We start from the raw sequence: 24,792 nt of genomic DNA, 5'->3' as shown, positions 1-24,792 counted from the left end.
TACGGCGGAGGCGCGGTTCGACGCCCCGGGGGGCGGGCAATGAAGCGCGAATTCACAGGCAGGCACATGGCCATGATCATCGTGTCGGGGTTCGGCGTCATCATAGCGGTCAACCTCTTCATGGCGACGCTCGCGGTACGCGGCTTCGGGGGCGTCATCGTCGAGAACTCCTATGCCGCCAGCCAGGAATTCAACGGGTGGCTCGATACCGCGAGGCGACAGAAGGCCTTCGGATGGTCCGCGCGGATCACCCGCAACGATGACGCTCGTCTCGAGGTGGCGACCTCAGCAGTACCCGCCGGTGCCACCGTCACCGCCACGGCGCGTCGTCCCCTGGGGCGACCGGAGACCACCAAGCTGGCCTTCATCGAGACGACCCCCGGACGATACATCGCGCGTCAGCCCCTGGACGAGGGACGTTGGATCGTCCGGCTGACGATCGTCTCCCCGGATCGGCGGACCTGGTCGACCGAGGAGCATCTGCAGTGAATGCTCCGGCAAACCCGGGTTCGCCCCGACCTGCCCAATCCCTCGACAGTCGCTTCGTCGTTCCGGGAATGCGGTGTGCGGCATGCATCGCCAGGATAGAACGCGGCCTGCTCGATCTGGATGGCGTCGAAGCCGCGCGCGTCAACCTGTCCGCCAAGAGGGTCGCGATCAGGCACAACCCCGAAGTGGACTCCGAATTTCTGCTGGGTGCACTCGGCAGGATCGGTTTCGAGGCGCAGGTCGTCGACCTCGGAAGTGTTTCGAAAGACGATGGCGAAAGCCGCATGCTCCTTCGTGCTCTGGCCGTGGCCGGCTTCGGCATGATGAACATCATGCTGCTGTCGGTTAGCGTGTGGTCGGGCGCAGGAGGCGTCACCAGGGAACTGTTCCACTGGGTGTCCGCACTCATCGCCCTGCCGGTGGTGGCCTATGCCGGACGACCTTTCTTCGCGAGCGCGGTCGCGGCAATGCGCCATCGCCGGACGAACATGGACGTGCCGATCTCGATCGGCGTCCTGCTGGCCACCGCGCTCAGTGTCCACGAGACGGTGATCGGAGGCGAACACGCCTACTTCGACAGCGCGGTCATGCTGCTTTTCTTCCTCCTCGCGGGACGTGCGCTCGACGCTACGATGCGCGACCGGACGCGGGCCGGCATCGGTGCGCTGCTTTCGCGGATGGGGAAGTCAGCCCGCGTGCTGGCGGAGGACGGCTCCACCCGAACCCTCGCTGCGGAAGATCTCGAAAAGGGGATGGTCATGCTCGTGGCGGCCGGCGAAGCGCTGGCAGCTGACGGCGTCGTCCAGGACGGGCGGAGCGCGGTCGACAACTCGATGCTCACGGGCGAGAGCGCACCCCAGTCCGTCCGCGAGGGCGATACGGTCCATGCCGGGTCCATCAACCTGGGCGATCCCATTCACGTGCGGGTGGTCGCCGCCTCGTCCGACACGGCGATCGCAGGGATAGCGCGGATGATGGACGAAGCGGGACAGTCGCGCAGTCGTTACGTCCGCGTCGCGGATCGCGCTTCCCGTCTCTACGCCCCTGCGGTGCATACGCTAGCGCTGCTCGCGTTCGCCGGCTGGATGATCGCGGGGGCGGGCTGGCACCAGTCTCTGGTGATCGCGATCGCGGTGCTCATCATCACCTGCCCCTGCGCTCTGGGACTGGCCGTCCCGGCCGCGCAGGTGGTCGCATCGGGCGCGCTCGTCCGGCGTGGGCTCCTGGTGAAGGACGGCAGCGCGCTGGAAAGGCTGGCCGAAGTCGATACGGCGCTGTTCGACAAGACCGGTACGCTGACGCTGGGCGAACCCGTCGCCGCCATCGATCACCTGACGCCGGAACAGAAGGCGATCGGTCTCGCACTGGCGCAGTCCAGCCGGCATCCCCTCAGCAGGGGTATCGCAACCGCCGTCGAGGCGACCGGCATCCGGCCCGCCTCGCTCAAGGCGGTCGCCGAGGTGCCTGGACTGGGCGTCAGCGGAATGCTCGGTGAGGTTCCCGTATCGCTGACACGCGGACGAGAGGATCGAGCAGGCCTCGCCTCGATCCTGCGCATCGGTTCGGAAAGCGTCGAGATCACATTCACCGATCCGGTGCGCGAGGACGCGACCCCGACCCTCGACGCGCTTCGCGCCATGGGCGTGCGCAGCAGGATCGTGTCGGGCGACCGGGACGCGGCGGTCGAAGCGCTCGCCGCGCAACTAGGGCTCGTCGGCGAAGGCGAAAAGCGTCCAGAGAGCAAGCTGGCGCTGCTCGAGGCGCTGAAGGCGGACGGGCATCGACTCCTCATGGTTGGGGACGGGATCAACGACGGACCCGCCATGGCGGCAGCGCACGCCTCCATCGCGCCCGGCACGGCCAGCGACGTGAGCCAGCAGGCGGCGGATGCGGTCTTCCTCGGCAGTTCGCTGATGCCCGTCGCGGCGGCGATCGCAATCGCGCGCCGGACCATGCGCATCGTTCGCCAGAACTTCGGCTTCGCGATCGGTTACAACGTGCTCGCCGTGCCCCTGGCAATCTCCGGCCTCGTCACCCCCCTGATCGCGGCGATAGCCATGTCGGTCAGCTCCCTGGTCGTCGTCGGCAACTCGCTCCGGCTGGCGAAGACCGGAAGCGAGCCGTGAACATCCTCGCCTTCCTCATCCCGGTGGCACTGCTGCTGGGCGGCGCCGGGCTCGCCCTGTTCTTCTGGGCCATGCGGGACGGGCAGTTCGAGGATCTCGAAGGCGCGGCGAACCGCATCCTGATAGACGAGGAGGTGGAGCGGGAAGGAAGTGATGGCGTGGAAAAGGAGACTGGCAGATGAAGACCGGCCTGTTCGCACTGGCGGCGATCGTCCCGGCCTCGGTCGGACCACTTCCGACGCCAACCATCACCATCAAGGCGGAGGTATGCGGCGGGAGCATGGTAGCCATCCGATTCCCTGGGCGGGTACCCCTCGAGTCGCCCTGTCATGCCAAGGGTTGCCACGCTGCCCGTACGCGCAAGCTGTTTGATCGAGCGCAATGATCGAGGCTCCGATCAGACGTACCGGGTCGGCCATGTGGCCCTATCACCCTGACCTGCTGGAGACTCCGGTCCCCCGCTACACGAGCTATCCGACGGCTGCCGAATTCGGACCCATGCCGGCCGCGCGATACGCACAGGCGCTGGAGGGCGCGCAGGGGGACGTGTCGCTCTATGTCCACATCCCGTTCTGCGAGCAGATTTGCTTCTACTGCGCCTGCAACACCGGAAAGGCGGGAAAGCGCCAGCGGCTCGACGCCTATCTAGAGGCGCTCGAGGACGAGATCGAACGCGTGTCAGATATGCTCCCCGTCGATGCCAAGGTGCGCCGTGTGGCATTCGGGGGCGGAAGCCCCAATGCCCTGGAGCCCGGCCAGTTCCTCCGCCTCGTCGATCGCCTCGTCTCGAGCTTCGCCATAGAACGGACCGTCTTCTCCATCGAACTCGACCCCAGGACCTTTTCGCCAGAATGGGCGGAGGCGATCGGGAGCGTCGGGATCGAGCGCGCGAGCCTCGGCGTCCAGACCTTCGCACCCCGCTGCCAGGCGGCCATCGGACGGGTCCAGTCCGGAGCGCTCATCGAACGGACCGTCGATCTCCTCCGGCGGCACGGCGTGTCATCATTGAACTTCGACCTCATGTACGGGCTGCCCGGACAGTCTCACGATGACCTTCGCGACAGTCTGACCAGATCGGTCGATCTCGGACCCGACCGCATCGCGCTGTTCGGCTATGCGCACGTTCCGCACCTCGTCCCGCGACAGCGCGTGATCGACGCCTCAGCGCTGCCGGGACAGGCCGAACGCTTCGGCATGGCCTGGCTGGGTCATGAGATGCTGACCGGGCAGGGCTACGACGCCATAGGTTTCGACCACTTCGCCAAGCCTGGCGACCCGGTCGCCGATGCATGCGCGAAGGACGCACTGCGACGCAATTTCCAGGGCTTCACCGATGATTCAGCCGGGATCGTCATCGGGTTCGGAGGCTCGGCGGTGAGCAGTTTTTCCGACCTCCTCGTACAGAACGAAAAGAACAGCGGGCGGTACCGGATGCTGGTCGGCCAAGGTCGGCTGGCGACGATGACGGGCGTCGTCCGTTCGGTAGAAGACCAGATACGAGGACGCATGATCGAACAGCTACTCTGCCGCGGCGCGACTGATATCGGTCCGATAGCCGACGACATGCTCAGCGACGCCCTCGTTCCTTTCCTCGACCGGGGACTTGTCGCTCTCAACGACGACCTGCTCACCGTCGTGCCGGACGGGCTGCCCTACGCCCGCCTCGTATGCGCGCTGCTGGACGGACACCGTCCGCAGTCCGCGCGCCGTTTCAGTTCGGCCGTCTGATCACGGCTCAACACGGAGATCTGCCCATGCCCCTGTGGTTCCTTCCCGCCCTCATCGCGTTCTTCGCCATCGTCAGCCTGGCTGCGGGGATATGGCTCCTGCTGCACCTGCGCGATGTCGCGCGCGTCTTCCGCGGCGACCGACCCGGCGAGATGGTGCGCGGGCCGGGGCGACGACGGGCGACCTTTGCAGCGGTATGGACGGCCATCGTCATCTTCAACGCCGGCTGGATCGCCTGCATCGTGATCTGGATCTTCGTGCTCGGGGGCGAGGCCAACACGGTGGTGGACGCTGCCGCCTAGATTTCCCTGCTCTAATTCGCTCCTGTGACCGCAAGGATTCTCGTGGTCGGTGAGGACGTGCGGAACCAAGCTTCCATTCGGTTGATCTTGACACGCTCGGCGCATGTCAGCACATCCTCGGGGAGCCTCCATCCGCAGTGGCTGGAACGTCGTTCGACGGGCCACCGGGTCGCAATCGGGGATGGGGGCGCCTTCCGCCCGACTGGAGGCCAAGCGCGAGCCGCTTCAGTCCGGTAGGCAGGTCACATCCATCACATCCAGCCACGCGGTGGCGATGACACTCACCATTGCCACGGACAGAGAGTCGCGGGACTGGAAGCTGCATTCGATGTCCAGATCAGCGATGGAGACCGAGGCGATGACAGACTTGTGGGGGGACCGGGACATCATCACCCCGACGTCCGAGCAAAGATCGAGCAGTATGAGCTCGGATGCATGCGCATCGAACAATCGTTCGACCTGAGCCGAACCGAGCGTGTTCCCGAAGCGTCGCCGCAAGGTCAAGGGTGCTCGGGCGAGCAAGCGGAGCAGCTGCCGCACGATCGACCGGACATCGTCCTCAGTACGGTCGCGCGCGGGATGGCACCGCATGATGAGAGTCTCGACTTCGGCGGACCACAACGTCGGATCGGGATCAGGCAACCAGCGACCTCCAGGCGAACGATCAGATCCGATAGCGTGATCGAGCATCGCGGCGCGACCTCGCTGACCGCACTCGATCGGTTCGATCGACAGCTCGACCAGCTCCAGTGTTTCCGAAGGATTGCTTCAGGGCCACCCGGTGATGGGCAAGGTGCGCACCTCGCAGTTCAGCCGTTGCAGAGATGGCGACGTGACCATCATCGCGATGAACAAGGGAACCGAGAAGTTCGAGCATATCGAAACGCTGGCGTGTCCGCGATGATGATGCCCTCGTCCGGACTTCGACGCAGTTCCCATCATGGATCTCAGCGGATCCAATTAACGGAAACCGACTTCTGCGCAACTATCGGACTTGCGGGAACAGCACGGGAACGTCTACGATTCTCTTATCTACCGAGGAAAGCGGGAAGTGGAGACGAAAAGGTGAGCGATATCACGGCCATAGATCTGTTCTGCGGAGCGGGTGGCCTTACGCTCGGAATGAAGCGCGCCGGTGTCCGCACCGTCGCTGCGGTCGAATACGATCGCGATGCGTGCCGGACGTTCGGGGCATCCTTTCCGGACGTGACACTGGTCGACGACGACATCCGCAACGTGGATTTCCGATCTTACGCCAACATCGACCTCGTGGTTGGCGGGCCGCCCTGTCAGCCCTGGTCGACAGGGGGCAAGAGGATGGGTGAACGGGATTCCCGCGACATGCTCCCCGAATTCGTCCGGGCGGTGCTCGAATCCCGGCCCAAGGCGTTCCTGATGGAGAACGTACCCGGTCTTGCCGGAACCCATCTAGAATATCTCATGGAAACGGTGCGGCCATTGCGCGACCATTACGACATCGGCGAGCCGGCTATGGTCAATGCGGCCGACCACGGTGTCCCGCAGAAGCGTCGTCGCATGCTATTGACCGGATATCGCAGGGACGTGGGCGGATCTTTCAAGGTGCCCCCGAGCCAAGCGATCGTGCCGGCGTCAGCCGCGATCGGAAAGAAGGTCGTCGGCGAACACAATCCTTCGAAAGTCACCTACGCGAAGAATCCCGACATACGCCCCAACCCCTTCGATGGTCAGCTGTTCAACGGCGGCGGCCGTGGGATCGATCTGGCCAGACCTTCGCCCACGATCCTGGCAAGCGCCGGCGGCAACAAGACGCCCTTCATCGACGTGGCCGATCTCGTCCCGGCGTACCATGCTCATCTTCTCGCCGGTGGAAGGCCGCGCAGCGGCACACTCCCGAACGCTCGCAGAATCTCCGTGCGCGAATGCGCAAGGCTTCAGACGTTTCCCGACGATATGGTGTTCCACGGAAGGCGATCATCGCAATACCGTCAGGTCGGGAATGCCGTTCTGCCGGTCCTGGCCGAGGTAGCAGCCCGCGCCCTGCTCCAGGGAATGTGCGTCGTCTAGGCCGTGACACCCGCCGTCGACAGTAGCCGCACATAGGCGTTAGTTCTCTCGATTTCAGGCTGATGGCGATCGAGGAGTTCATAGAGTCTTCGCAGCGCGCTCGCTCGCGCGGGCTTGCGCATGAAGGCGGCAAGACCATGCAACAACGCTCGCAGGTCCAATACGGACACATCCACATCCGATGGCAGAGCGAGCAGAGCGGAGACGTCACCGAGTGAGCCGCCACCCACCTTGCCAGCAATATGGATCCTCGCGAGATCGTGAGCCTTCATGGAAGCCACCGCATCAGCCGGCTTGCCCGACCAGTCGTTGGCCGTCACCTCGAACGCTTCCTCGAATCGGTTGCCCCGTTTGATCTGGACATCCGAGGCAGACCTCGAACTCGCATCGCTGGCGTTGATGTTCTTCGTTTCCACATGCACGCCGCCTCGACCGGTCAGGGAATACTCGTCCAACAGGCCATGGACGAACGCGGCAAGAAGGAACTGTTCGAACGCTCCTCCCGACTGGGTCTCCAGCATTCCGTTGATCAGGCGGACCATCCTTGCGAACGTCAGGTTCGCCACGTGGAGTTCGGGAAACGCGAGCACCGGACGAGCCATGGACGCCGTGGTCGCAGCCAGGAATTCGAAGGCTTCCCTGCGCCGTGACGGCGTAGCGGTATTTATCCAAGCGAGAAGGTCGTCGTAGGCCTCCACATTTCCGCGGACGAGGTTCGTGCTGTTCTTCCCGATGTTCTGAAACGCGTCCTTCACACCCGGGATGTGCAGATCGCTGCATAGAGCGCCCAAGCTCTTCGAAACGTTCCCGCCCCCCTCCTGCCGTTCCCGAAAGTCCGCCTTCTTTTCGACGTCCTTCTCCGCACTCAACGCATAGGCGAGCTGAATGAGAATCCCGTCCCGGTAGGAATCGCGAGCGGAGAGAACGCCCGTCAACATCCTTGCCAGATCCGGATCGGATAGCGCTGCCTTCTGCGGCGGAGTACCAGAAGACGATTGGGTCATGAACTCGTTCAGGGTGCGAGCGAGCAACTTCCATGCCCGCTCGCTCCACCTCTCGATAGCCGGATCGTCCAAGAAGTCCTCCTCGGGCGCGCTTACAACTAGAGCCGGCCCCGTCTCCTAGAACCTCGAACAACACCCGAGGTCAAACGAAACCACATGGCGAGACCGCGCTCGCTATGGTTTCCAAGCCCATTGCGCTCGGGGTCTCCGATCGTGGATGTATGACAGATCGCCTCGTTCACCTCTCGATCCGCCATTCACGATACTTGGCAGATAAGCCTGTCATTCAGAGTGTGAGAGGAAAAATGGAGAACGGTCTTCCACCCGTCCCCCGCGTTGGGTCGTCATCGCGCCCAAGGCGTCCCTGATGCCCAAGCGATACCCGCGCCGACCCGCGACCGCCGTTGCGATCGAACGCAACGGCGCTCCGCCCAACCTTCCCAAGCGCGACCGAGCGCGACCAGAGGAAGCGGCTTCCACGTCCTCATGCTCCCGCCTTCCGGTTCGAGCCTAGACCACGCCGGCGTTCCAATCCGCCGTCCCCATCGAGCGCAGCGTTAATCTTTCAAGGGCGCACGGAACCGCCACCGCCACAACAGGGAAGGACGGTCCACGACCGTGGCCACGCCGGAGAAATCGCCTTCATTGGCGCCACGACCCCAACAAAACTCGGGTTTCTCCTGACCTCAGCGCTCTTGAACCCAGACTCCGCAACATCGTCCGTCGACGTATCGAAGCGATCGGGCGGTTCGAAGCATCACCGGGGCGACTGAACGCCGAGCGGCTGGCCAAGGAGATCGGCCTCGGAACCGCGCAGTTCTACAACCTCGTCAAGGCTTGGAGAACGCTCCGCGATCCGCGGAAGCTGGCAGGACCGGAAATGTCACGCAACAAGCCGGTCGGCCTGGATGAAGAGCAGCAGCGTGTCATCGAACAGGCCATCGAAAGTGCTCCCACGGACGGTCCGGACGAGATCGTCCGGACGGCGATCAGGGAAGGCGAAGCCCAGAACGTCCCCATGCCGACGAGGGAGAAGGTCCGCCGGTTCGTCCTCGCCCGTCGAGAACCCCGCCTGACGGACGAACTCGCATCCCTGGCAAACCTGATCGTCGATCATACGGTACTCGAACTGCCGGTGGACTTCGGCACCGGGATGATCGAGCGCCCACTGGCCACCGTGGTCATCGACGCGACGATCCACCGGATCGTGGCTCTCGAGATCAGCAGGGGGCCGCCATCGACCAAGATTATCGCATCCAGTCTGCGGGCCGCACTCGGACCCGCCCGGAAGCCCGAAGGCGAGCATGTGATCGAGCGCATAGCCGTCCCCCGCGTATCGGATAAGGACTGGCCATTGCTGTGCGACGCGATCGATCGAGCCGGTCTCTCGCTCAACGTCCTGGAGGTCGGCCCCTACGGGCACGGCCGGTGCATCGAGGCTCTTCTCGGCCAGAGGCAGGAAGGCATGCGCTTTCGCCCACGCCTGGTGGAGGCGAGCCCCGACAGGCGATCCATCCTCCCGCGCAGTTCCCACGTCCCGCTGGACGCGGAGCGGACGCGCGATCTGGTCAAGGCGAGATTGAAAGTCGACGATGATACAGGGCTTTCCTGCGATCTGACCGGGCCTTGCTTTCGGGAACTGCTCGATCGCCTCGGCTCGTTGTCCGGGGATCAGGCGTCCTGAATCTCGCGGAGGAAGCCGTCGACCGCATGGAAGACGTCGGACATCCGCCCTATCGGCGAACTCGCAGCGAAGACCCCTGGCCTGTCCTTCCATCGAGCGTCCGCCGCGAACACGCTTCCCGTCTGCATCGCGCGGAAGACCGGATCGTTGTGTCGCAGGACCTCACGGCGCCAAAGGGCGTCCGCCTCCGGCCCCGGCAGCTCGACGATCCTGCGATTGTCGGAGAACGGTACGCTATCGACCGCCAGGGTCCGACGGGGGGCCAAGGGGATCCGACCGATCCTGGGTCCGAGCAACTGCACCAGTTCCCGGCCGAACGCATACCTGCCGGGGCCACGCACCACCAATTCGCTGGTGACCGCGCGCAGCTCGTCGTCGCGGACTGGACCATCGGTCGCAGGGGGGAGCATGAGGTGCAGTCCGCACGGTGGCCACACGCCGGAAGCGCGATCGGCCGCATGGTCACGAACGTAACGCCAGGCGTCGTCGACGGCACTCCGCTGGAGTTCGAGCGTCGTCCTGAGCCGACCGATCGCGGTGCCCAGGACGAGCCCGCTCGCGACGTCGACACAGAAAGCGGCGACCGCGAGTTCCCTCTCGCCCTCCAGGACGATCGAAACGGCGCTGACGTCCACCAATATCCGACGGCCGTAATTGACGCGCAGATATGCCCCGTCCCTCGCCAACGCACGCCGTTCATGCCTGACCAGCCTCTCCGCCCACTGCAGCCGGGTCTGCGCCGAGCCGCCGCCGATCTCGTCGTCCGGGCCGGCCTGCTCGACCAGCCGGCGGGCCAGTTCGGCGTTTCCGCAGGAGAGGCCGTCCTCGATCAGAAGGCGCCTGGCACGTCGCCGGATGGGCGCGTCGGGCGCGGTCTCGATACGCCGCGGTGCCTGCCTCGCGAAAGGGATGACGCCCTCGAGCGATCGCTCACGCCAGTGGCGCCGGAGATTGAAGAACGCCGAGCGCCCGAGACCGAGTGTACGGGCGAGAGGCTTCCAAGCCTCTCCGTTCTCCGCCCTCCAGACCGCCTCGAGTCGGGCGAGGACCTCGGCACGGTCATCGGTCGAGAGGCCCTCGAAGATGACGCGTTCCCTCTCCGGAACGCCGTCCTCCCACACCAGTCCGAAAAGGCGTTCCACGTCATCAGCATCGGGGTCCATGTGCCGTACGTTAACCATCGGCTCGCACGCCGTCCACTGCAATATGCTTGACATGCCGCGATTTCGCATCCAACTCGCAAGTCGTCCACTGCTTTATACGTGTATTGGAGAAATGGCGATGCTGATCGGAAGGTGGTTACTAAGCGCAAGGTGCGACCAGCCGGACGGCGCGAGCCAACCGGAGGTGAACGGCGCGGCCCCGCTCCGTCCGGCAACGCGACCGGTCGCTGGAAGCCAGGAGAAGCACGAAGCTGCGCATCGATCGGATACCGGACCGGGCGATCACGAGCGCCAGCGCGCAATGCACCTGCAGATCGTAAGGGAGGAGCTCGCGTTCCTCGCGGAAGCGTGGAACTCCGATCCCCGGCTGGACAAGGCCACGATCCACGCCCTGGCCTGCGATCTGCTTCGACGGAGCCTCTGACATGGACGAAGATCCCGACCACGATCTTGGATCGACGGAGCGGTCGGACCCGACCGAGACGCTGGCTGACCCCGTTCGCGAGCCCGGACCCAGCCGGACAGGTCCTACCTGCCGGGCGGCGACTAATATCGCATGCCCGCCCCGGTACCGCGTCCTCGACGGTGTGGTTAGGATCGGTGCCACGAGACCCGTCGCCCGCCGTCATGCGACCGTCGAGAGGAGGCTTCGGCTGCAATCACGCGACAGGCACCGCGACGTCTGGTCCCGATGTCACGGAAGCCATCGGAAGCCGCCAGTGAACCCGCGGGACAGGCCGGAGCCGCCGAGATGACCCGCCCGCTCACCGGAAGGGAAGCGATGGCGTCGGCCTACCTCTCCTCGAATTCACCGCTCTGCCCGCCCGCCTACGACCGCCATGCCGCCCGTGTCGGCGACCGGCTTCCCACGCCTCGCGAGCTGCTGCCCCGTCGTCCCAAGCGCCGACCGCGCTGGGTCCCCGGCCGGTCGCATCTTCTGCGCGACGAGGCCCACGTGAGGACCCATGCTCCCGCCGCCGTCCGATACAGATCGAGCGAGGACCTCGGTCACGTGCGCGTGAACTTCAGATACAGGAACTGGTTCTCGACGGCGGCGCACTACTCGCAGAAGGCGCGTCGCGCGCAATACACCGAAGGTCCCCACGAACTCAACTTCCTCCGTTGGTTCTCGATCAATCCCCTGATCAGTGACTTCCAGTTCCAGCCGATCGAGCTGGAGATCTGCGACGAGTTCGGGAACGTGACGGTCTACACCCTCGACGTCGCCGTGGAGCTCGTCTCGGGGGGCCTCGTATTCGCCGAGATAAAACCGGTCGCGAGCTACTTCCATCTGCCGGAGGTCGTCTTCGCGACCGCCGCCGCCGAAGACGCGCTCGCGCGAGAAGGCGCGGCATTCGAGCGCTTGCGCGGCGACCTCTTCGACGAAGTGACCGCAGGCACCATCGCCGACGTCTACGCCCACAGGCTCGAAGCGTTCGACATCGAAAACGACTACGGGACGATCGAGACCGCGATCGAAAGCGGCGGTGGCGTCGTCGACCTGCGCACCGCGAAGGCCGTCCTCGGCGGACGACCCTCCGATGCCCGCGCGAAGCTCGATGCGATGATGGCCGCCCGGCTGATCGCCATCGACGTGTCGCTGCCACCTACAGCCGAGACACCCGTCCGTCTGGCTCCCCCGGCCCGCAGGCCCAGGGCATTGCGCGATTTCCTGGAGCGCTTCGTCCGGCAGGAAGACTGATGGACACGACGCCTCTTCCCGTGACACCAGGCCGAACATTCTTCTGGCAGGAGAAGAAGTTCGTCTACGTCGGTCGGATCCTCGACGATCTGCTCCATATCGACGACGAGGTGGGCAGACCCCTGCTGGTCACGGACGAGGCGACGGGACTGGAGGCATATCCCGACCCCGCCTGGTTCCTCCACGAGCTGATATCCGACCGGATCCGCATACCCACCAGCAAGACCGAGTGCCAGCAGCGTCTGCAGCGTTTCCTCCATCTCGACATGATCGCCTGCGCCACGCGCGACCCGGCCAGTTTCGTCAGGTGGAAGTGGGGCCGGGCGGCCGCCGAGGCGGCCCTGCCGCAGAGTGAACCGAAGGCCGACGCCTTCGTCGCGGCGAACCACCCGCTTCCGCTGCCGAAGCTCTCATGGTTGCACGGGAACCGTTCGCTCACCACGAAGCTCCTAAGGCTCCTGCAGGTCCGACCGAGTGGTCGATCCGTGATGAGGGCGGCCAAGAAGTACCGCCGCTACAACGGAGCGATCGGGGCCTTCGTCAATCAGTCCGGCCGGCTGCCAGGGGAGTCACAGCTGCCCGACCGGGTCGACCGGCTCGTGAATGCGGTCGTCGAAATCTACTGGCGGGATCACGAACTGAGCGACAAGGAGATGGCCGGGGCGCTGGCGGTCCGGTTCTGGGACCTTCTCGATCAGGCGGGACACGGCGACATCGGTGCCAGTCCGCCCTCGTTCGAGGCCGTGCGCAACCGCATCAACCGGGCAGAAACGCGCGCCAACTGGGCCAGGCGCTACGGCGTCGTGGCCGCGGAGAAGAAGTTCGCCCCGAGCGGCGAACCGATCGAGGTCACGAGACCCTTCGAACGCATCTACTTCGATGCGACCGAATTCCGCCACTACACGACGTTCTCGGACGAGTGGGGCGAGATCGCGGGGAAGATGAAGGGCATCTATGCCATGGACGTCTTCTCGCAGTACGTCTTCGAACCTTCCATATTCTGCGGAAACCTGCGGCCCCAGATGGCCCGCATCGCCCTCATGAACGTGTTGGGTCCGCGCCATGTCGACAAGGAGGACATACGGTCGAAGGACCGGTCCGCCCTGATCTACGGCATCGGCGAACTGCTGATGTACGACAACGACAAGGCGATCCTCCCGCCGAGTTCCGTACCGGGGATGTCGACGATCGCGACCACCGAACTGGCGGCCGCCTACCACAGCGACGCCAAGTCGATCCTCGAGAACTTCTTCAAGTTCCCCAAGGCCAAGGTGCGGGGCCTGAAGGGGCTCGTGATGGCTCCCCGACAGAAGCGCGACCCGCGGATCGACCCGGCGGTGGAGGCGAACGTGACCCGGGCGGAGTACAAGGCGATGCTGGAGCAGGGCAGGCACGCCTGGAACACGACGCCGAAGACTTGCCTCAACGGCTGGACGCCGGAGGAGGTCATGCTCGCCCACATCGGCAGCTTCGGTCTGCCCGCGCTGTCGCCGCGCGAGCTGCACCGCCACCTCGCCGACCATCCCGGTGGCAGGTTCGCACTGACGACCGACGGACTCGTCTACGACAACGTCCATTACCGGTGGAACCCCGACGGCACGGCCGAGACGCTCGACAACAACCACCATGCGCACCCCTTCCGACAGCGCCTGCAGGACACGGCCAAATGCATGGTTCCGATCCGAGTCTGGAACGGCGACATCGACATGATCGAGGTGCTGGACGAGACCACCGGCAAGTACCATCCGATGTGGTCTACCGACCCCGAGTACACCGGCGGTCTGAGTCGCTGGGAACACCACCACTATCGCGACATGCTCAAGATGGCGGGGCGAGGACCGGCGACCGACCGGTCCCGCATACGCGCGAAGTCCAAGCAGGAGGTACTGAAGAAGTTCGACTCCCTCCTCGACGAACTCGCGATCCGGGACCGTGCCGTCCCGATGGGGCTGATCGAGAGCGAGGAGATGCGAGAAGCGCAGCTCGCAGCCGGGACAGCGGGGGCGGGCCCGGTCTCCCCCCACCATCGCGAGGCGAGGGTTCCCGACGAAGGAAGGGAGGACGTCCCGACCCCCCCGCCACAGAGCAGGTCCACCGATCGCAAGGGCAGACCCAGATCCAAGCCTCTCAAGCGAGCGGAGGACTACGGGACCGCGAGCACGGCGACGCATACGCGCCCGGGGACGCGACCCGGAATCCGTGTCCCCGGTGGGAACACGCGAAGGGAAGGTTTCATGTTCGACGAAAGAGAGGATACACGAGATGGCCAGGAAGACGGAAAAGAAGCAGCCGGACCCCCTGACGGGACGCCGGACCCCTGACTGGTCGGATCCGACGCTCTCCGCGAACGTGGACAAGGCCAGAACCGCCATGGAGGGCATCTGGATCGATCACGAGCCGCAGCTGGCGATCATCGCTCAACTGCGCGAATACATCGCCGAAACTTGCGGCAAGCTCGGACGACCGATCTCCGGACGCCGGCTCAGTCAGAAGTCGCAGGCCGGCAAGTCGGCCCTGGCATGGCATTTGAAGCATCAGCTCGAAACCGAGGGCAAGGCACAGGGTCTCGCCGTCAATCCTTACCAGCTGATCATAGTGACGATCGAGAAGGGAATGACGCTCAAGGGCTTCATGCAGGCCCTTCTCAAGCAGATGGGGGATGATTTCCTGGACAGTCATGACGACGGTCGCAAGACGGTCGATGATCGGCGCACGATCCCGGTGCTCGAGAAGCGGATAGCGGAATGGGTCCCGAAGCTCGGCGTCGAACTGGTCGTCGCCGACGAGGTCCAGCGACTCAAGGGGGCGCTCGGCGAGTCCAACAGGGTGACCGAGCGCTTCCAGACGATGCTCGATCGCGGCATCGCGCCGCTCCTCCTCATCGGCAACGGCGAGTCGGTGGACTTCTTCAGCAGCAATCCCGACCTGTGCGCGCGTCTGGGAATGCCGCTGGAACTCGCCCCTCTGGATCCCGAGAGGAGGGAGCCGGCCAGGCTGTTCCAGAAGTTCTGCCGCGAGTACGACCTGATGCTCAGGAACCGAGGGGTCTTCGGGATCCCCAGCGACCTCGGCGAGAGACCGATCATCGACGGCCTCGCGCTCGTATCGGGCGGTCATGTCGGAAGGGCGGCCCGGGTCATCCAGGAAGCCGTGCCGCTGGCGGTCAGACGCGGTGCGCTCAAGATCGAGCCGTTCGACCTCAGCTGCGTCACGCAAGGCTATGCGATGGCGAACGGCTGGATCGACGAGGATCCGTTCTCGTCGTGACCGGACAGCGAAGGCACGACGAGCCGGCTCCGCACCCGGACACGAGGGGCCGACCCGCGCGCTCACCGAAGCGGGTCCGCTTCCCGATCGAAGTCGCGGAGGACGAGAGCCTGATCGGGATAGTGTCACGTTCGGCGCGGGAGCACGTCCTGGGGCGTGTGTGGCCGATACTCCATGCGGCAGGCATCGACACGTACACACCGGGCGCCGTCACAGTCGCCGATCCCCGTCTGATCGCAAGACTGGCCGAGGTCCTCCGGCAGGAACCCGCGACGCTGGGAGCGAGACATGCCGTCAAGGGCGGAATGAGCACGACGTTCGGTGACCTCGTTCTGCCGATGGGCACCATCGACCTTCGGATCCGGCGCATCGCTCCACGGTCCCTCGAGTTGTCACCGCACCATAGGGCGCACTGGATGAACCGCCTGCTCGCGTGCTGCCCGGTCACCGGCGAGCGTCTCGTCGACCGCTGCGAGACGTGCGGAGCCGAACTGGGCTGGTACCTGGCATGGGGCATCGACACGTGCGAGCACTGCCTGAACATGATCGAACCCGCGCCCGTTCCGCTGCTCGAGGGCGCGGACCTCGAAGGCTATCGCCTCGTGGCCGATCTCATGTCACCGATAAGAGGAGATCGGATTCGAGCGCTCGCCCCGCTGCCATCCGCGCTCTCGTCGCTCGCGCCCGGGACCATCGCACTGACCGCGATCCAGCTGGCCGCATCCCTGCAGAGCACGCCGGATGCCACCGCGGACATGAAGGCAATCCGGATGCTGGATCCGGACCGGCAGGTCCCCATCGTCTGCGATGCCGGAAGGATGCTGCTCGGATGGCCGCGCACGGTACGGGAGATGCTGCACGAGAGCATGGAGTCCCACGGTTCGGACCACGGTGCGTTCTTCAAGTCCTGGAGGAGGTTGAAGAGGATGGCGAGCGAGAAGCTGAGCGGTCCGGAGAGGGCGGAGATGGTGCTGGCCGGGATCCCGGACCTCGCCGACAACATCTGGAACTCGTTCGCGGCCGGGATGCGTACCTACAACACTTCGGAGGCGATGGAGGTCCTCGGCATCGACAACCGACGCACCAAGCGGCTTGCGGAGATCCCCGAGGTCGTCCTCGTCAGCAAGCCGAGCAGGTATCGCGGCAACAGGCAGTTCATCGCCGACAGTATCGACGACCTCCGTGAGCGCAAGGACCGATCGGTCAATCTGGCCACGGTCGGATACGATCTGCGGATCCCGCTGTACGGGGTCGAACAGTTGGCGGCGTCGAAGCAGCTGGAGTTCAGGGGCGACCAGGCGATGCTGACGGCCTACCCACGCGCGATGGCGAGCCGAGCATCCTTTGAGGAACTCGTCTCCGGTCTTTCCGCAAATGCTCTCGACACCGCGATCCCGGGGGACGCTCGCAGGCTGTCCGACTGCGTCAGGCTGCTGGGCGGAGACCTCAAGCCATGGAGTTCCATCATCGGTGCACTGCTCCGAGGACAGATCGAATACTGGTCCGAAGGCGAGCGGTTTGACACCAGGACATGCTTCGTCATGCCCGACGATCTGAAGGCCTTCCTCGGCGTTCGGTTCGACGAATGCGAGCACGACTTCCCGTTCAGCGCAGTGCTGACGAAGGAGGAGGTGGCCGAAGTCCTGACGATCGACACCCCCCAACTCGCCGCGTCTTGCGAGGCAATGGATCTGGCCTTCGAGAAAAGCGGTCGACGCATGCAGGTGGAAAAGGACCAGGTCAGGTCGATCGCGCGACGGATCATCTCGAACGCGGAGATCGGCGAACACTGGAACCTGTCGCCGAAAAGCGTCCGACATGACGCGAGAACGTCGGGAGTGCGCCGCATTGCCTACGGATGGGATCGTGCCCAGATGGTAGCAGCCGGTCTTGTCCCGGACCATATGCGGCCTAAGGGTCAGTCATGAAGAAGGACGGAGTTCGCGCCACATCGTTGGTTTTGTGACAGGGTAAGGTTGTGCTAGCGTAAGCTGCATCCGGTCGGCTGTTGCGTGTGGTGCAACGGAACGTGCGATGTTCGACATGGCGCAACGTCTCGGGGGCTGTTAAGTCCCCTCCCGCAATGTTCGATACAGCCGACGCACTGGTGCTGGCCCGTATTCAATTCGCCTTTACGGTCAGCTTCCACTTCATCTTTCCCGCCTTCTCCATCGGACTGGCGAGCTACCTCGCCGTTCTGGAAGGTCTGTGGCTGAAGACCGGCAGGCAACTCTACCACGATCTGTTCAAGTACTGGCTGAAGATTTTCGCCATCGCCTTTGCCATGGGCGTCGTCTCTGGCATCGTGATGAGCTACCAGTTCGGCACCAACTGGTCGGTCTTTTCCGACAGGGCGGGCCCGGTGGTCGGTCCATTGATGGCGTACGAGGTGCTGACGGCCTTTTTCCTCGAAGCGGGTTTTCTTGGCGTCATGCTGTTCGGGATGGAAAAGGTCGGGCGCAGGCTGCATTTCGCGGCGACCCTGATGGTGGCGGTCGGAACGTTCATCTCCGCTTTCTGGATATTGTCGGTCAACAGTTGGATGCATACGCCCGCAGGGTTCGAAATGGGTGCCAACGGGCAATTTCTGCCCGGAGACAGCTGGCTGGCGATCATCTTCAATCCCAGCTTTCCCTACCGCCTCGTTCACACCGTCACCGCCGCCTATCTTACGACGGCCTTCGTGGTCGGCGGGGTGGGGGCGTGGCATCTGCTGAGGGACAGGGCCAATCCGCATGCCCGCAAGATGTTCTCGATGGCGATGTGGATGGCGGCCCTGGTGGCCCCGGTGCAGATTTTTCTCGGCGATGCGCAGGGTCTCAACACTCTCGAGCATCAGCCGCAAAAGGTCATGGCGATGGAGGGGCATTACGAAAGCCATCCCGACGGCGCCCCGCTGTATCTGTTCGGAATCCCGAACGAGAAGGAACAGCGGCTGGACTATGCGGTCGGGATACCCAAGGTGTCGAGCCTTATTCTCGAGCACTCGCTCGACGCGCCGCTGGCCGGGCTCGACACCATACCGGACGACGAGCAGCCGCCCGTCAGCATCGTGTTCTGGTCTTTCCGTGTCATGGTCGGCATCGGCTTCGCGATGCTCGGTATCGGGGTGTGGAGCCTGCTGGCCCGCTGGCGTGGCCGACTTTACGACTGGCCCTTGCTGCACCGCTTCGCCGTCGTCATGGCACCGTCCGGCTTTGCCGCTGTCATCGCCGGCTGGATCACCACGGAGGTCGGCCGCCAGCCTTACGTGATCTATGGCCTGATGCGAACCGCCGACGCGGCCAGCCCTCTCGACGCGCCCGCCGTCGGGTCGTCACTGCTGGCATTCATTGTCGTCTATTTCGCCGTGTTCGGGGTGGGCGTATGGTACATCATGCGCTTGATGAGCAAGTCTCCCCAGCCTGGCGAGGTCGGCGTCAAGCGCGGCGACAAGGGGCCGATCCGCACGGCCGGCTTCACACCCGGTCCGACGCAGAACCCCGGTGACGGAGAGAAACTGCCGCGCGGTCCGCACGAGGCGAGCCGTGAACGTTAACGTCGATCTGACTACCGTGTGGGCGTTCATCATCGCCTTCGCCGTCTTCGCCTATGTGGTCATGGACGGGTTCGATCTGGGCATCGGAATACTCTTCCCGGCCTTCGAGGCGGGTCCGGAGCGCGACCGCGCGATGAATTCGATAGCGCCGGTCTGGGATGGCAACGAAACCTGGCTGGTACTGGGCGGCGGCGGGCTTTTCGCAGCCTTTCCCCTGGCCTACGCCGTTATCCTGCCAGCAACCTATCCGCTCGTCATCGCCATGCTGCTCGGACTGGTTTTTCGCGGTGTGGCGTTCGAGTATCGCTGGCGCGACCCGTCGCATCGGCGCTTCTGGGACGCCGCCTTCACCGGCGGATCCCTGGTCGCTGCTCTCGCGCAGGGAATGACGCTGGGCGCGTTGCTGCAGGGCGTGGATGTGACCGGCCGAGCCTATTCCGGCAGCTGGTTCGACTGGCTGACGCCGTATACCCTGCTTACCGGGTTCGGAACCGTCGCCGGATACGCGCTGCTCGGCGCGACCTGGCTTGTCTGGAAGATGGAAGGTCCCGAGCAGGAGCACGCCCGCCGGCTGGCGAAGGTCGCGGCCTGGGCGACCGTGCTGCTCATGGGGGTGGTCAGCCTCTACAACCTTCTCCTGAACGCGGAGTACGCTGATCGGTGGCTCACGGCTCCGGAAATCTATCTGGCCGCACCGGTGCCGATCGTCACTGCGGTTCTCGTCATCGCGCTGCTGCGCGCCCTTTCTCGAGAGCGCCATTCCAAGCCCTTCTGGCTATCCATCTCGCTATTCCTCATGGGGATGGCGGGATTGGGATTCACCATGTGGCCTTACGTGGTGCCGCCCGGGATCACCATCTGGGACGCCGCCGCTCCCGAGCGCAGCCAGATCTTCATGCTGGTCGGCGTGGCAATCACCATGCCGCTCATCCTGATCTATACGGGCTGGGCGTACTGGGTCTTTCGCGGCAAGACGAGCGACGAGGGCTACCATTGATCGGGGACCAGGCAGAGAGCCGCCCGCTCTGGCGCAGGATAGCCTGGATGGCGACCATCTGGGCGGCGAGCGTCGCGGTGGTGGGCGCAGTCGCCTGGGTGCTTCGCGCCTGGCTCGCGCCCTAGGCTTCGGGCGATGCGAGCAGCGCCAGCAGCGCGAAGCTCGCCAGCCAGTGCGACCCCATGTAGTGACCGTCGACCGCCCCGATCGAGGCGGCGAAATGTCGATCGGCGATGCGCTGGACGGCTTCGCCGTGGTCGGGCAGCCCGGCCGCGATAGCGCGCAGACACCAGGCGCGGGACAGGTTGAGGCCGTCGAGATGGGCCATCTTCCCGTCGGCCGGATCCGTGACGCTGACCGGCTGGCAGGTCTCTACGAGCCAGCCATTGCCAAGCGCGCCATCGAACCACCGCGCGAACCCGCCCTGGTCACGAACGCGGGACATCAGCAGCGTGGCGGTGAGAATGGGCGAGAGAAACTCGTCCCCGCCCGGTTCCCACCCGCGATAGTCGGTCACTGGTCCGAAGGCGTCTTCGGCGTAGGCAGCGATCGCGTCCGCCAAGGGGCCATCGTGTTCGCGGCCCCAATCATGGGCCAGCACCAGCGCGAAGGCGGTATTGAAGTGCGTACCGGTGTAGATCGGGAAGGCCAGCTTTGTGAGATAGGGCCGAAAACCGGCTGCAAGGTGGCGAGCCATCGGCGCAAGCCTGTCCGCCCAGTCCCGGTCTGCGTGCCGCGCCGCCTCCGCGTGAAGGGCGAGAAACCAAGCCCATCCGTAGGGGCGTTCGAACCCGCCGCCCTCCGGTCTCGTAAAATAGGCGAGTTCGCCCTCGAGATTGCCTGCGGTGAAGGTTCTGTCCGCCAGGGCGGCGATCGACGCGGCTTCCGGACTGTCCGGAAACAGGCGGCGCAGGGTCAGCAGCGTCCACCACGAATGCACGCAGCTGTGCCAGTCGAAACTGCCGAAGAAGGCCGGATGCATCTGCCGCGGGGTCAGGGCGTCGGCATCGCCCTGCATGACATGCGCGATCGAGTTGGGATATTCGCGCGCGACGTGCGACAGTGCGGTGCGTGCCAGCCTGCCGGCGAAGGCTTCATCCAGCATCACGCTTCGCCGTAGCCCCCGCCGCCCGGCGTGCGGATCACGAACACATCGCCTGGCTGCATGTCCGCACCGCCCGTCGCACCGAGATCAAGCAGGCTCCCATCCGCCCGCTCGACGAAGCTCTCCCCCACCGCCCCGTCGCCGCCACCGGCGATCCCGCGCGGTGCGACCGTGCGGCGGTTGGCGAGAATTTGCGCGCGCATCGGAGTGAGAAACACGATGCGCCGCTCCACGCCCTCCCCACCGGACCATTGCCCTTCCCCGCCCGAGCCGGAGCGAATGGCGAACCGCTCGACGCGAACGGGGAACCGGCTTTCCAGCACTTCGGGATCGGTCAGGCGACTGTTGGTCATATGGGTTTGCACCGCATCGGTCCCGCAATGCCCATTTCCTGCCCCGGACCCCCCTGCGATGGTTTCGTAGTACTGACGCTCCTCGTCGCCGAAGGTGAAATTGTTCATGGTGCCCTGCGCGCAGGCCAGTGACCCGCAGGCAGCCAGGATCGTATCGGTGACGACCTGGCTGGTCTCCACATTGCCGGCCACCACCGCCGCCGGCGGTTCGGGCGCGAGCATGGATCCGGGGGGCACGACGATCTCGACCGGGCGCAGGCATCCGTCGTTCAGGGGGATCTCGTCATCGACCAGCGTTCGCAGCGCGTAGAGCACGGCGGCGCGGGCAATCGCGGCGGGTGCGTTGAAATTGTTCGGCAATTGCCCGCTCGTCCCGGTGAAGTCGAACCGGGCGGTGCGGACATCCCGGTCGATCGTCAGCCTGAGGGAGACTTCGGCCCCGTTATCCATCGCATAGGTGAAGCTGCCTTCGATCAGGCTTTCGAACAGCTGGCGGACTGCCGCCTCGCCGTGGTCGAGGACGTGCCCGAGATAGGCGGCAACAACGTCCGCACCGTGGGTCTGTGCCGCATCGGCAAGAAGATCGGCCCCCCGCGCGCATGCTGCGAGCTGCGCCTTGAGGTCGGAGATGTTGCGATCCGGATTGCGCGCCGGGTACGGACCGGACGAAAGCAGTTCTCGCAAACCGGTTTCGCGAAACACGCCTTCGTCCACCAGCAACACGTCGTCGAGGCGGATACCTTCGTCCTCGATCGTGCGGCTGTCGGGCGGCATGGAACCGGGCGCGATGCCGCCGATATCGGCATGGTGCCCACGGGCCGCGACGAAGGCGTCAGGTACCTTGCCTTCCGCGAAAAAGACCGGGACGATCACCGTTACATCGGGCAGATGCGTGCCGCCGTGAAAGGGATCGTTGAGGCAGAAGGCATCACCCCGGCGGAGGCCGCGCTCGCTGTTCGCACGGTTGCTTATTATCCGCCGCACGCTCTGCGACATGGATCCCAGATGCACCGGAATATGGGGTGCATTCGCAATGAGCGAACCTTCCGCGTCGAACACGGCGCAGCTGAAATCGAGGCGTTCTTTGATGTTCACGCTGCTCGCGGTGGCTTCGAGCACCAGGCCCATCTCCTCCGCGATGGCCATGAACAGGTTGTTGAAGATGGCGAGGCGTAGCGGATCGACGCGTGTCTCGGCCGTGCTGTCGCGTTCGTGAGGCACCCTGCGGGTAAGGACGAGACTGCGATCCTCGGCAAGCGTGGCTCGCCATCCGTCCTCCAGAATGGTGGTGGAGCCGGGGTCGGCGATCATGGCGGGACCATCGATCGCTTCCCCGATCGCCATGCTGGCACGTGTGCGGATATCGCCCGCCGGTTCCTCTGTCTGATCCAGCGCGGCCGCGTCGGATAATCCGCCGCTCGTGCTCCGCGCCTCGACGCTGATCGCTTCGAGCACGATCTCCGCATCCGCGTCCGACCAGCCGAAGCGTTGTCGGTGCGCCTCGCGGAAACGGGCATCGAGGTCGCCGCCGACCGGCAGGTCGATGGTCGTGTCGCTGCCAGCGAAGCGCAAGCGAAGATTTGTAATGGTAGAAATGCCCTCACGCACGATTCCCTGCGCGATCAGGTCGTCGGTGGCGGAGCGTTCGAGATCGGTCCGGGCCTGCGTGAAATCTTCCGTTATCGGCCGGACGATTCCGCTCTCCCGGATGACGGTAACCGGGGCGAGGCCAATGCCATAGGCTGACAGCATCCCTGCGAGCGGGTGGACGAGGACGGTCTCGATGCCCAGTTCGTCCGCCACGCGGCAGGCGAACTGGCCGCCCGCTCCGCCGAAACAGGCGAGAGCATGCGCGGTTACGTCGTGACCGCGCGCCGTACTGATCTTGCGGATGGCATTGGCCATCTCGTCCACCGCCAGGGCCAGGAAGGCTTCGGCCAGATCTTCGGAGGCCATGGGTTCCGGAAGCGCCGTGGCGACCGCGTCGAGCCGTGCCCGTGCGGCATCCCGGGCCAGCGGCTGGTCGCCATCGGGTCCGAAGACCTTGGGGAAGTGTTCGGGATCGATCCGGCCCAGGACGAGATTGCAGTCGGTCACGGTCAGCGGCCCGCCCTTGCGATAGCATGCGGGGCCTGGATCGGCGCCGGCGCTTTCCGGGCCCACCCGCAGGCGCGATCCGTCGTATCGGCAGATCGAACCACCTCCGGCCGCCACCGTATGCACCTGCATCATCGGCGCGGCGATGCGAACGCCGGCGACCACGCTCGCCCCCGTACGCTCGAACTCGCCGGCATAGTGACACACGTCGGTGCTGGTCCCACCCATGTCGAAGCCGATGAGCTTCGTGTGCCCCAGACGCCTTGCGGTCTCGACCATGCCGACCACGCCGCCGGCCGGGCCGGACAACACCGCGTCCTTGCCGCGAAAGGCGCGCGCATCGGCGAGGCCGCCGTTCGATTGCATGAAGCGCAGACTTCCGTGATCGGGCAACCGCTCCGCCAGCTGCTCGACATAATCGCGGATGACGGGTGACAGGTAAGCGTCGACCACGCTGGTATCTCCACGCGGCACCAGCTTTATCAGCGGAGAGACTTCATGGCTCGCGCTTACCTGACGGAAGCCGGCCTCGTATGCCAGTTCGGCCAGTCGTCTTTCGTGTTCCGGGAAGCGCCATCCGTGCATGAGCACGACGGCGATCGCTTCGAACCCCTGTCGGCGCAGATCGGCAAGGTTCCTGCGCGCGTCCTCCTCGTCAAGCGGACGAAGCACGGTTCCGTCCGCGCCGACACGCTCGTCGATCTCGATCGTCGCCGTCTCGAGCCGCTTGGGCAGGACGATGTGACGAGCGAAGATTTCCGGACGCGCCTGATTGCCTATCCGCAGCGCATCGCGATGCCCCGCGGTGATGGCAAGGGCCGTCGGCTCTCCCTGACGCTCGAGCAATGCGTTGGTTGCGATCGTCGTGCCTATGCGCAGCTCGTCCACCGGGGCTTCGCCATGCGTGCGAAGGATGCGCCGAACGGCTTCGCTGGCGGCATCATCGTACTGTTCCGGATTGCTGGACAGCAGCTTCATCGTCACCAGCCCGCCGCCGGGCGTTTGCGCGACAACGTCGGTAAAGGTGCCGCCGCGATCGATGGCGAAGCGATAGGAACTCGTCATGGCGAAAGTCCTATCGGCTTCGGCGCGCCGCGTCGACCAGCCCCTGCCGGCACCACAGACGCACCAAACTGACAAAGATTTATTTCGATCGCCGCGTGCTTGCGAAACCCCTTGAAGAAGTTATCG

21 protein-coding genes are annotated in these 24,792 nt (G+C 65.0%); 16 read left to right on the top strand and 5 right to left on the bottom strand.

Annotated features, from left to right (window positions below; genetic code table 11):
* Window positions 1–66 precede the first annotated feature (66 nt).
* The 5 genes from EG799_RS05375 to EG799_RS05355 all read left to right on the top strand — a co-directional run bounded on the left by EG799_RS05375 (window position 67) and on the right by EG799_RS05355 (window position 4,645).
* Window positions 67–489, top strand: a complete 423-nt coding sequence (locus tag EG799_RS05375; protein ID WP_234029036.1) for a FixH family protein — start codon at window positions 67–69, stop codon at window positions 487–489.
* Window positions 486–2,615, top strand: coding sequence for a heavy metal translocating P-type ATPase (locus EG799_RS05370; RefSeq protein ID WP_123879223.1), 2,130 nt, complete (start codon window positions 486–488; stop codon window positions 2,613–2,615). The genes EG799_RS05375 and EG799_RS05370 overlap by 4 nt, the downstream gene beginning before the upstream one ends.
* Window positions 2,612–2,797 carry a cbb3-type cytochrome oxidase assembly protein CcoS gene (gene ccoS / locus EG799_RS05365; protein ID WP_123879221.1) on the top strand — a complete coding sequence of 62 codons (186 nt, stop codon included), beginning with the start codon at window positions 2,612–2,614 and terminating at the stop codon, window positions 2,795–2,797. The genes EG799_RS05370 and ccoS overlap by 4 nt, the downstream gene beginning before the upstream one ends.
* 199 nt (window positions 2,798–2,996) lie before the next feature.
* The gene (locus EG799_RS05360; RefSeq protein WP_325051104.1) at window positions 2,997–4,343 is read left to right on the top strand and encodes a radical SAM protein; all 1,347 of its coding nucleotides are present in this window, start codon (window positions 2,997–2,999) and stop codon (window positions 4,341–4,343) included.
* A 26-nt stretch (window positions 4,344–4,369) separates the two neighbouring features.
* Window positions 4,370–4,645, top strand: a complete 276-nt coding sequence (locus EG799_RS05355; RefSeq protein ID WP_234029035.1) for a hypothetical protein — start codon at window positions 4,370–4,372, stop codon at window positions 4,643–4,645.
* Between the two features lie 225 nt (window positions 4,646–4,870).
* On the opposite strand, the gene EG799_RS05350 is transcribed toward EG799_RS05355, so the two are convergent.
* Complete coding sequence (locus tag EG799_RS05350) at window positions 4,871–5,287, bottom strand: hypothetical protein (RefSeq protein ID WP_123879219.1); 417 nt, start codon at window positions 5,285–5,287, stop codon at window positions 4,871–4,873.
* 121 nt (window positions 5,288–5,408) lie between these two features.
* Here EG799_RS05350 and EG799_RS13960 point away from each other — a divergent pair, with 121 nt between their 5' ends.
* Window positions 5,409–5,549, top strand: a complete 141-nt coding sequence (locus EG799_RS13960; RefSeq protein WP_158611022.1) for a hypothetical protein — start codon at window positions 5,409–5,411, stop codon at window positions 5,547–5,549.
* Window positions 5,546–6,691 carry a DNA cytosine methyltransferase gene (locus EG799_RS14195; RefSeq protein WP_234029034.1) on the top strand — a complete coding sequence of 382 codons (1,146 nt, stop codon included), beginning with the start codon at window positions 5,546–5,548 and terminating at the stop codon, window positions 6,689–6,691. Before EG799_RS13960 ends, EG799_RS14195 begins: the two co-directional genes overlap by 4 nt.
* On the opposite strand, the gene EG799_RS05340 is transcribed toward EG799_RS14195, so the two are convergent.
* Window positions 6,688–7,767: a restriction endonuclease, SacI family gene (locus EG799_RS05340; protein WP_123879217.1), complete on the bottom strand. Its 1,080-nt coding sequence runs from the start codon at window positions 7,765–7,767 to the stop codon at window positions 6,688–6,690. The two genes, EG799_RS14195 and EG799_RS05340, sit on opposite strands and share 4 nt — an antisense overlap.
* Window positions 7,768–8,575: 808 nt before the next feature.
* Here EG799_RS05340 and EG799_RS05335 point away from each other — a divergent pair.
* Window positions 8,576–9,379 (top strand): hypothetical protein, encoded by an 804-nt coding sequence (locus tag EG799_RS05335; RefSeq protein ID WP_123879215.1) that lies wholly within the window; start codon window positions 8,576–8,578, stop codon window positions 9,377–9,379.
* Here EG799_RS05335 and EG799_RS05330 read toward each other — a convergent pair.
* Entirely contained in the window at window positions 9,367–10,596 is a 1,230-nt protein-coding gene (locus tag EG799_RS05330) for a helix-turn-helix domain-containing protein (protein WP_123879213.1), read from the bottom strand. The two genes, EG799_RS05335 and EG799_RS05330, sit on opposite strands and share 13 nt — an antisense overlap.
* Window positions 10,597–10,654: 58 nt before the next feature.
* On the opposite strand from EG799_RS05330, the gene EG799_RS05325 reads away from it, so the two are divergent.
* From EG799_RS05325 to EG799_RS05290, 8 genes are all read left to right on the top strand, one after another.
* Entirely contained in the window at window positions 10,655–10,966 is a 312-nt protein-coding gene (locus EG799_RS05325) for a hypothetical protein (RefSeq protein ID WP_123879211.1), read from the top strand.
* Window positions 10,967–11,293: 327 nt separating this feature from the next.
* Entirely contained in the window at window positions 11,294–12,244 is a 951-nt protein-coding gene (locus tag EG799_RS05320) for a hypothetical protein (RefSeq protein ID WP_123879210.1), read from the top strand.
* The gene (locus EG799_RS05315) at window positions 12,244–14,565 is read left to right on the top strand and encodes a hypothetical protein (RefSeq protein ID WP_123879208.1); all 2,322 of its coding nucleotides are present in this window, start codon (window positions 12,244–12,246) and stop codon (window positions 14,563–14,565) included. The genes EG799_RS05320 and EG799_RS05315 overlap by 1 nt, the downstream gene beginning before the upstream one ends.
* Window positions 14,507–15,511, top strand: a complete 1,005-nt coding sequence (locus EG799_RS05310) for an AAA family ATPase (RefSeq protein WP_123879206.1) — start codon at window positions 14,507–14,509, stop codon at window positions 15,509–15,511. The genes EG799_RS05315 and EG799_RS05310 overlap by 59 nt, the downstream gene beginning before the upstream one ends.
* 416 nt (window positions 15,512–15,927) lie before the next feature.
* Window positions 15,928–17,439, top strand: coding sequence for a hypothetical protein (locus EG799_RS05305; RefSeq protein WP_148085431.1), 1,512 nt, complete (start codon window positions 15,928–15,930; stop codon window positions 17,437–17,439).
* Window positions 17,440–17,594: 155 nt separating this feature from the next.
* The gene (locus tag EG799_RS05300) at window positions 17,595–19,049 is read left to right on the top strand and encodes a cytochrome ubiquinol oxidase subunit I (RefSeq protein WP_123879202.1); all 1,455 of its coding nucleotides are present in this window, start codon (window positions 17,595–17,597) and stop codon (window positions 19,047–19,049) included.
* Entirely contained in the window at window positions 19,039–20,046 is a 1,008-nt protein-coding gene (cydB, locus tag EG799_RS05295; protein WP_123879200.1) for a cytochrome d ubiquinol oxidase subunit II, read from the top strand. The genes EG799_RS05300 and cydB overlap by 11 nt, the downstream gene beginning before the upstream one ends.
* On the top strand, window positions 20,043–20,171 hold the full coding sequence (locus EG799_RS05290) for a DUF2474 family protein (protein WP_181950873.1): 129 nt from the start codon (window positions 20,043–20,045) through the stop codon (window positions 20,169–20,171). The genes cydB and EG799_RS05290 overlap by 4 nt, the downstream gene beginning before the upstream one ends.
* Here EG799_RS05290 and EG799_RS05285 read toward each other — a convergent pair.
* Both EG799_RS05285 and EG799_RS05280 read right to left on the bottom strand, forming a co-directional pair.
* Window positions 20,168–21,151 carry a DUF2891 domain-containing protein gene (locus EG799_RS05285; RefSeq protein WP_123879198.1) on the bottom strand — a complete coding sequence of 328 codons (984 nt, stop codon included), beginning with the start codon at window positions 21,149–21,151 and terminating at the stop codon, window positions 20,168–20,170. The genes EG799_RS05290 and EG799_RS05285 overlap by 4 nt on opposite strands.
* Complete coding sequence (locus EG799_RS05280) at window positions 21,151–24,666, bottom strand: hydantoinase B/oxoprolinase family protein (RefSeq protein ID WP_123879196.1); 3,516 nt, start codon at window positions 24,664–24,666, stop codon at window positions 21,151–21,153. Before EG799_RS05280 ends, EG799_RS05285 begins: the two co-directional genes overlap by 1 nt.
* Window positions 24,667–24,792 lie beyond the last annotated feature (126 nt).

The sequence above is a fragment of the Aurantiacibacter spongiae genome (genome assembly GCF_003815535.1).
GTDB lineage: Bacteria > Pseudomonadota > Alphaproteobacteria > Sphingomonadales > Sphingomonadaceae > Alteraurantiacibacter > Alteraurantiacibacter spongiae.
This window is presented reverse-complemented; position numbering and strand designations above follow the sequence as displayed.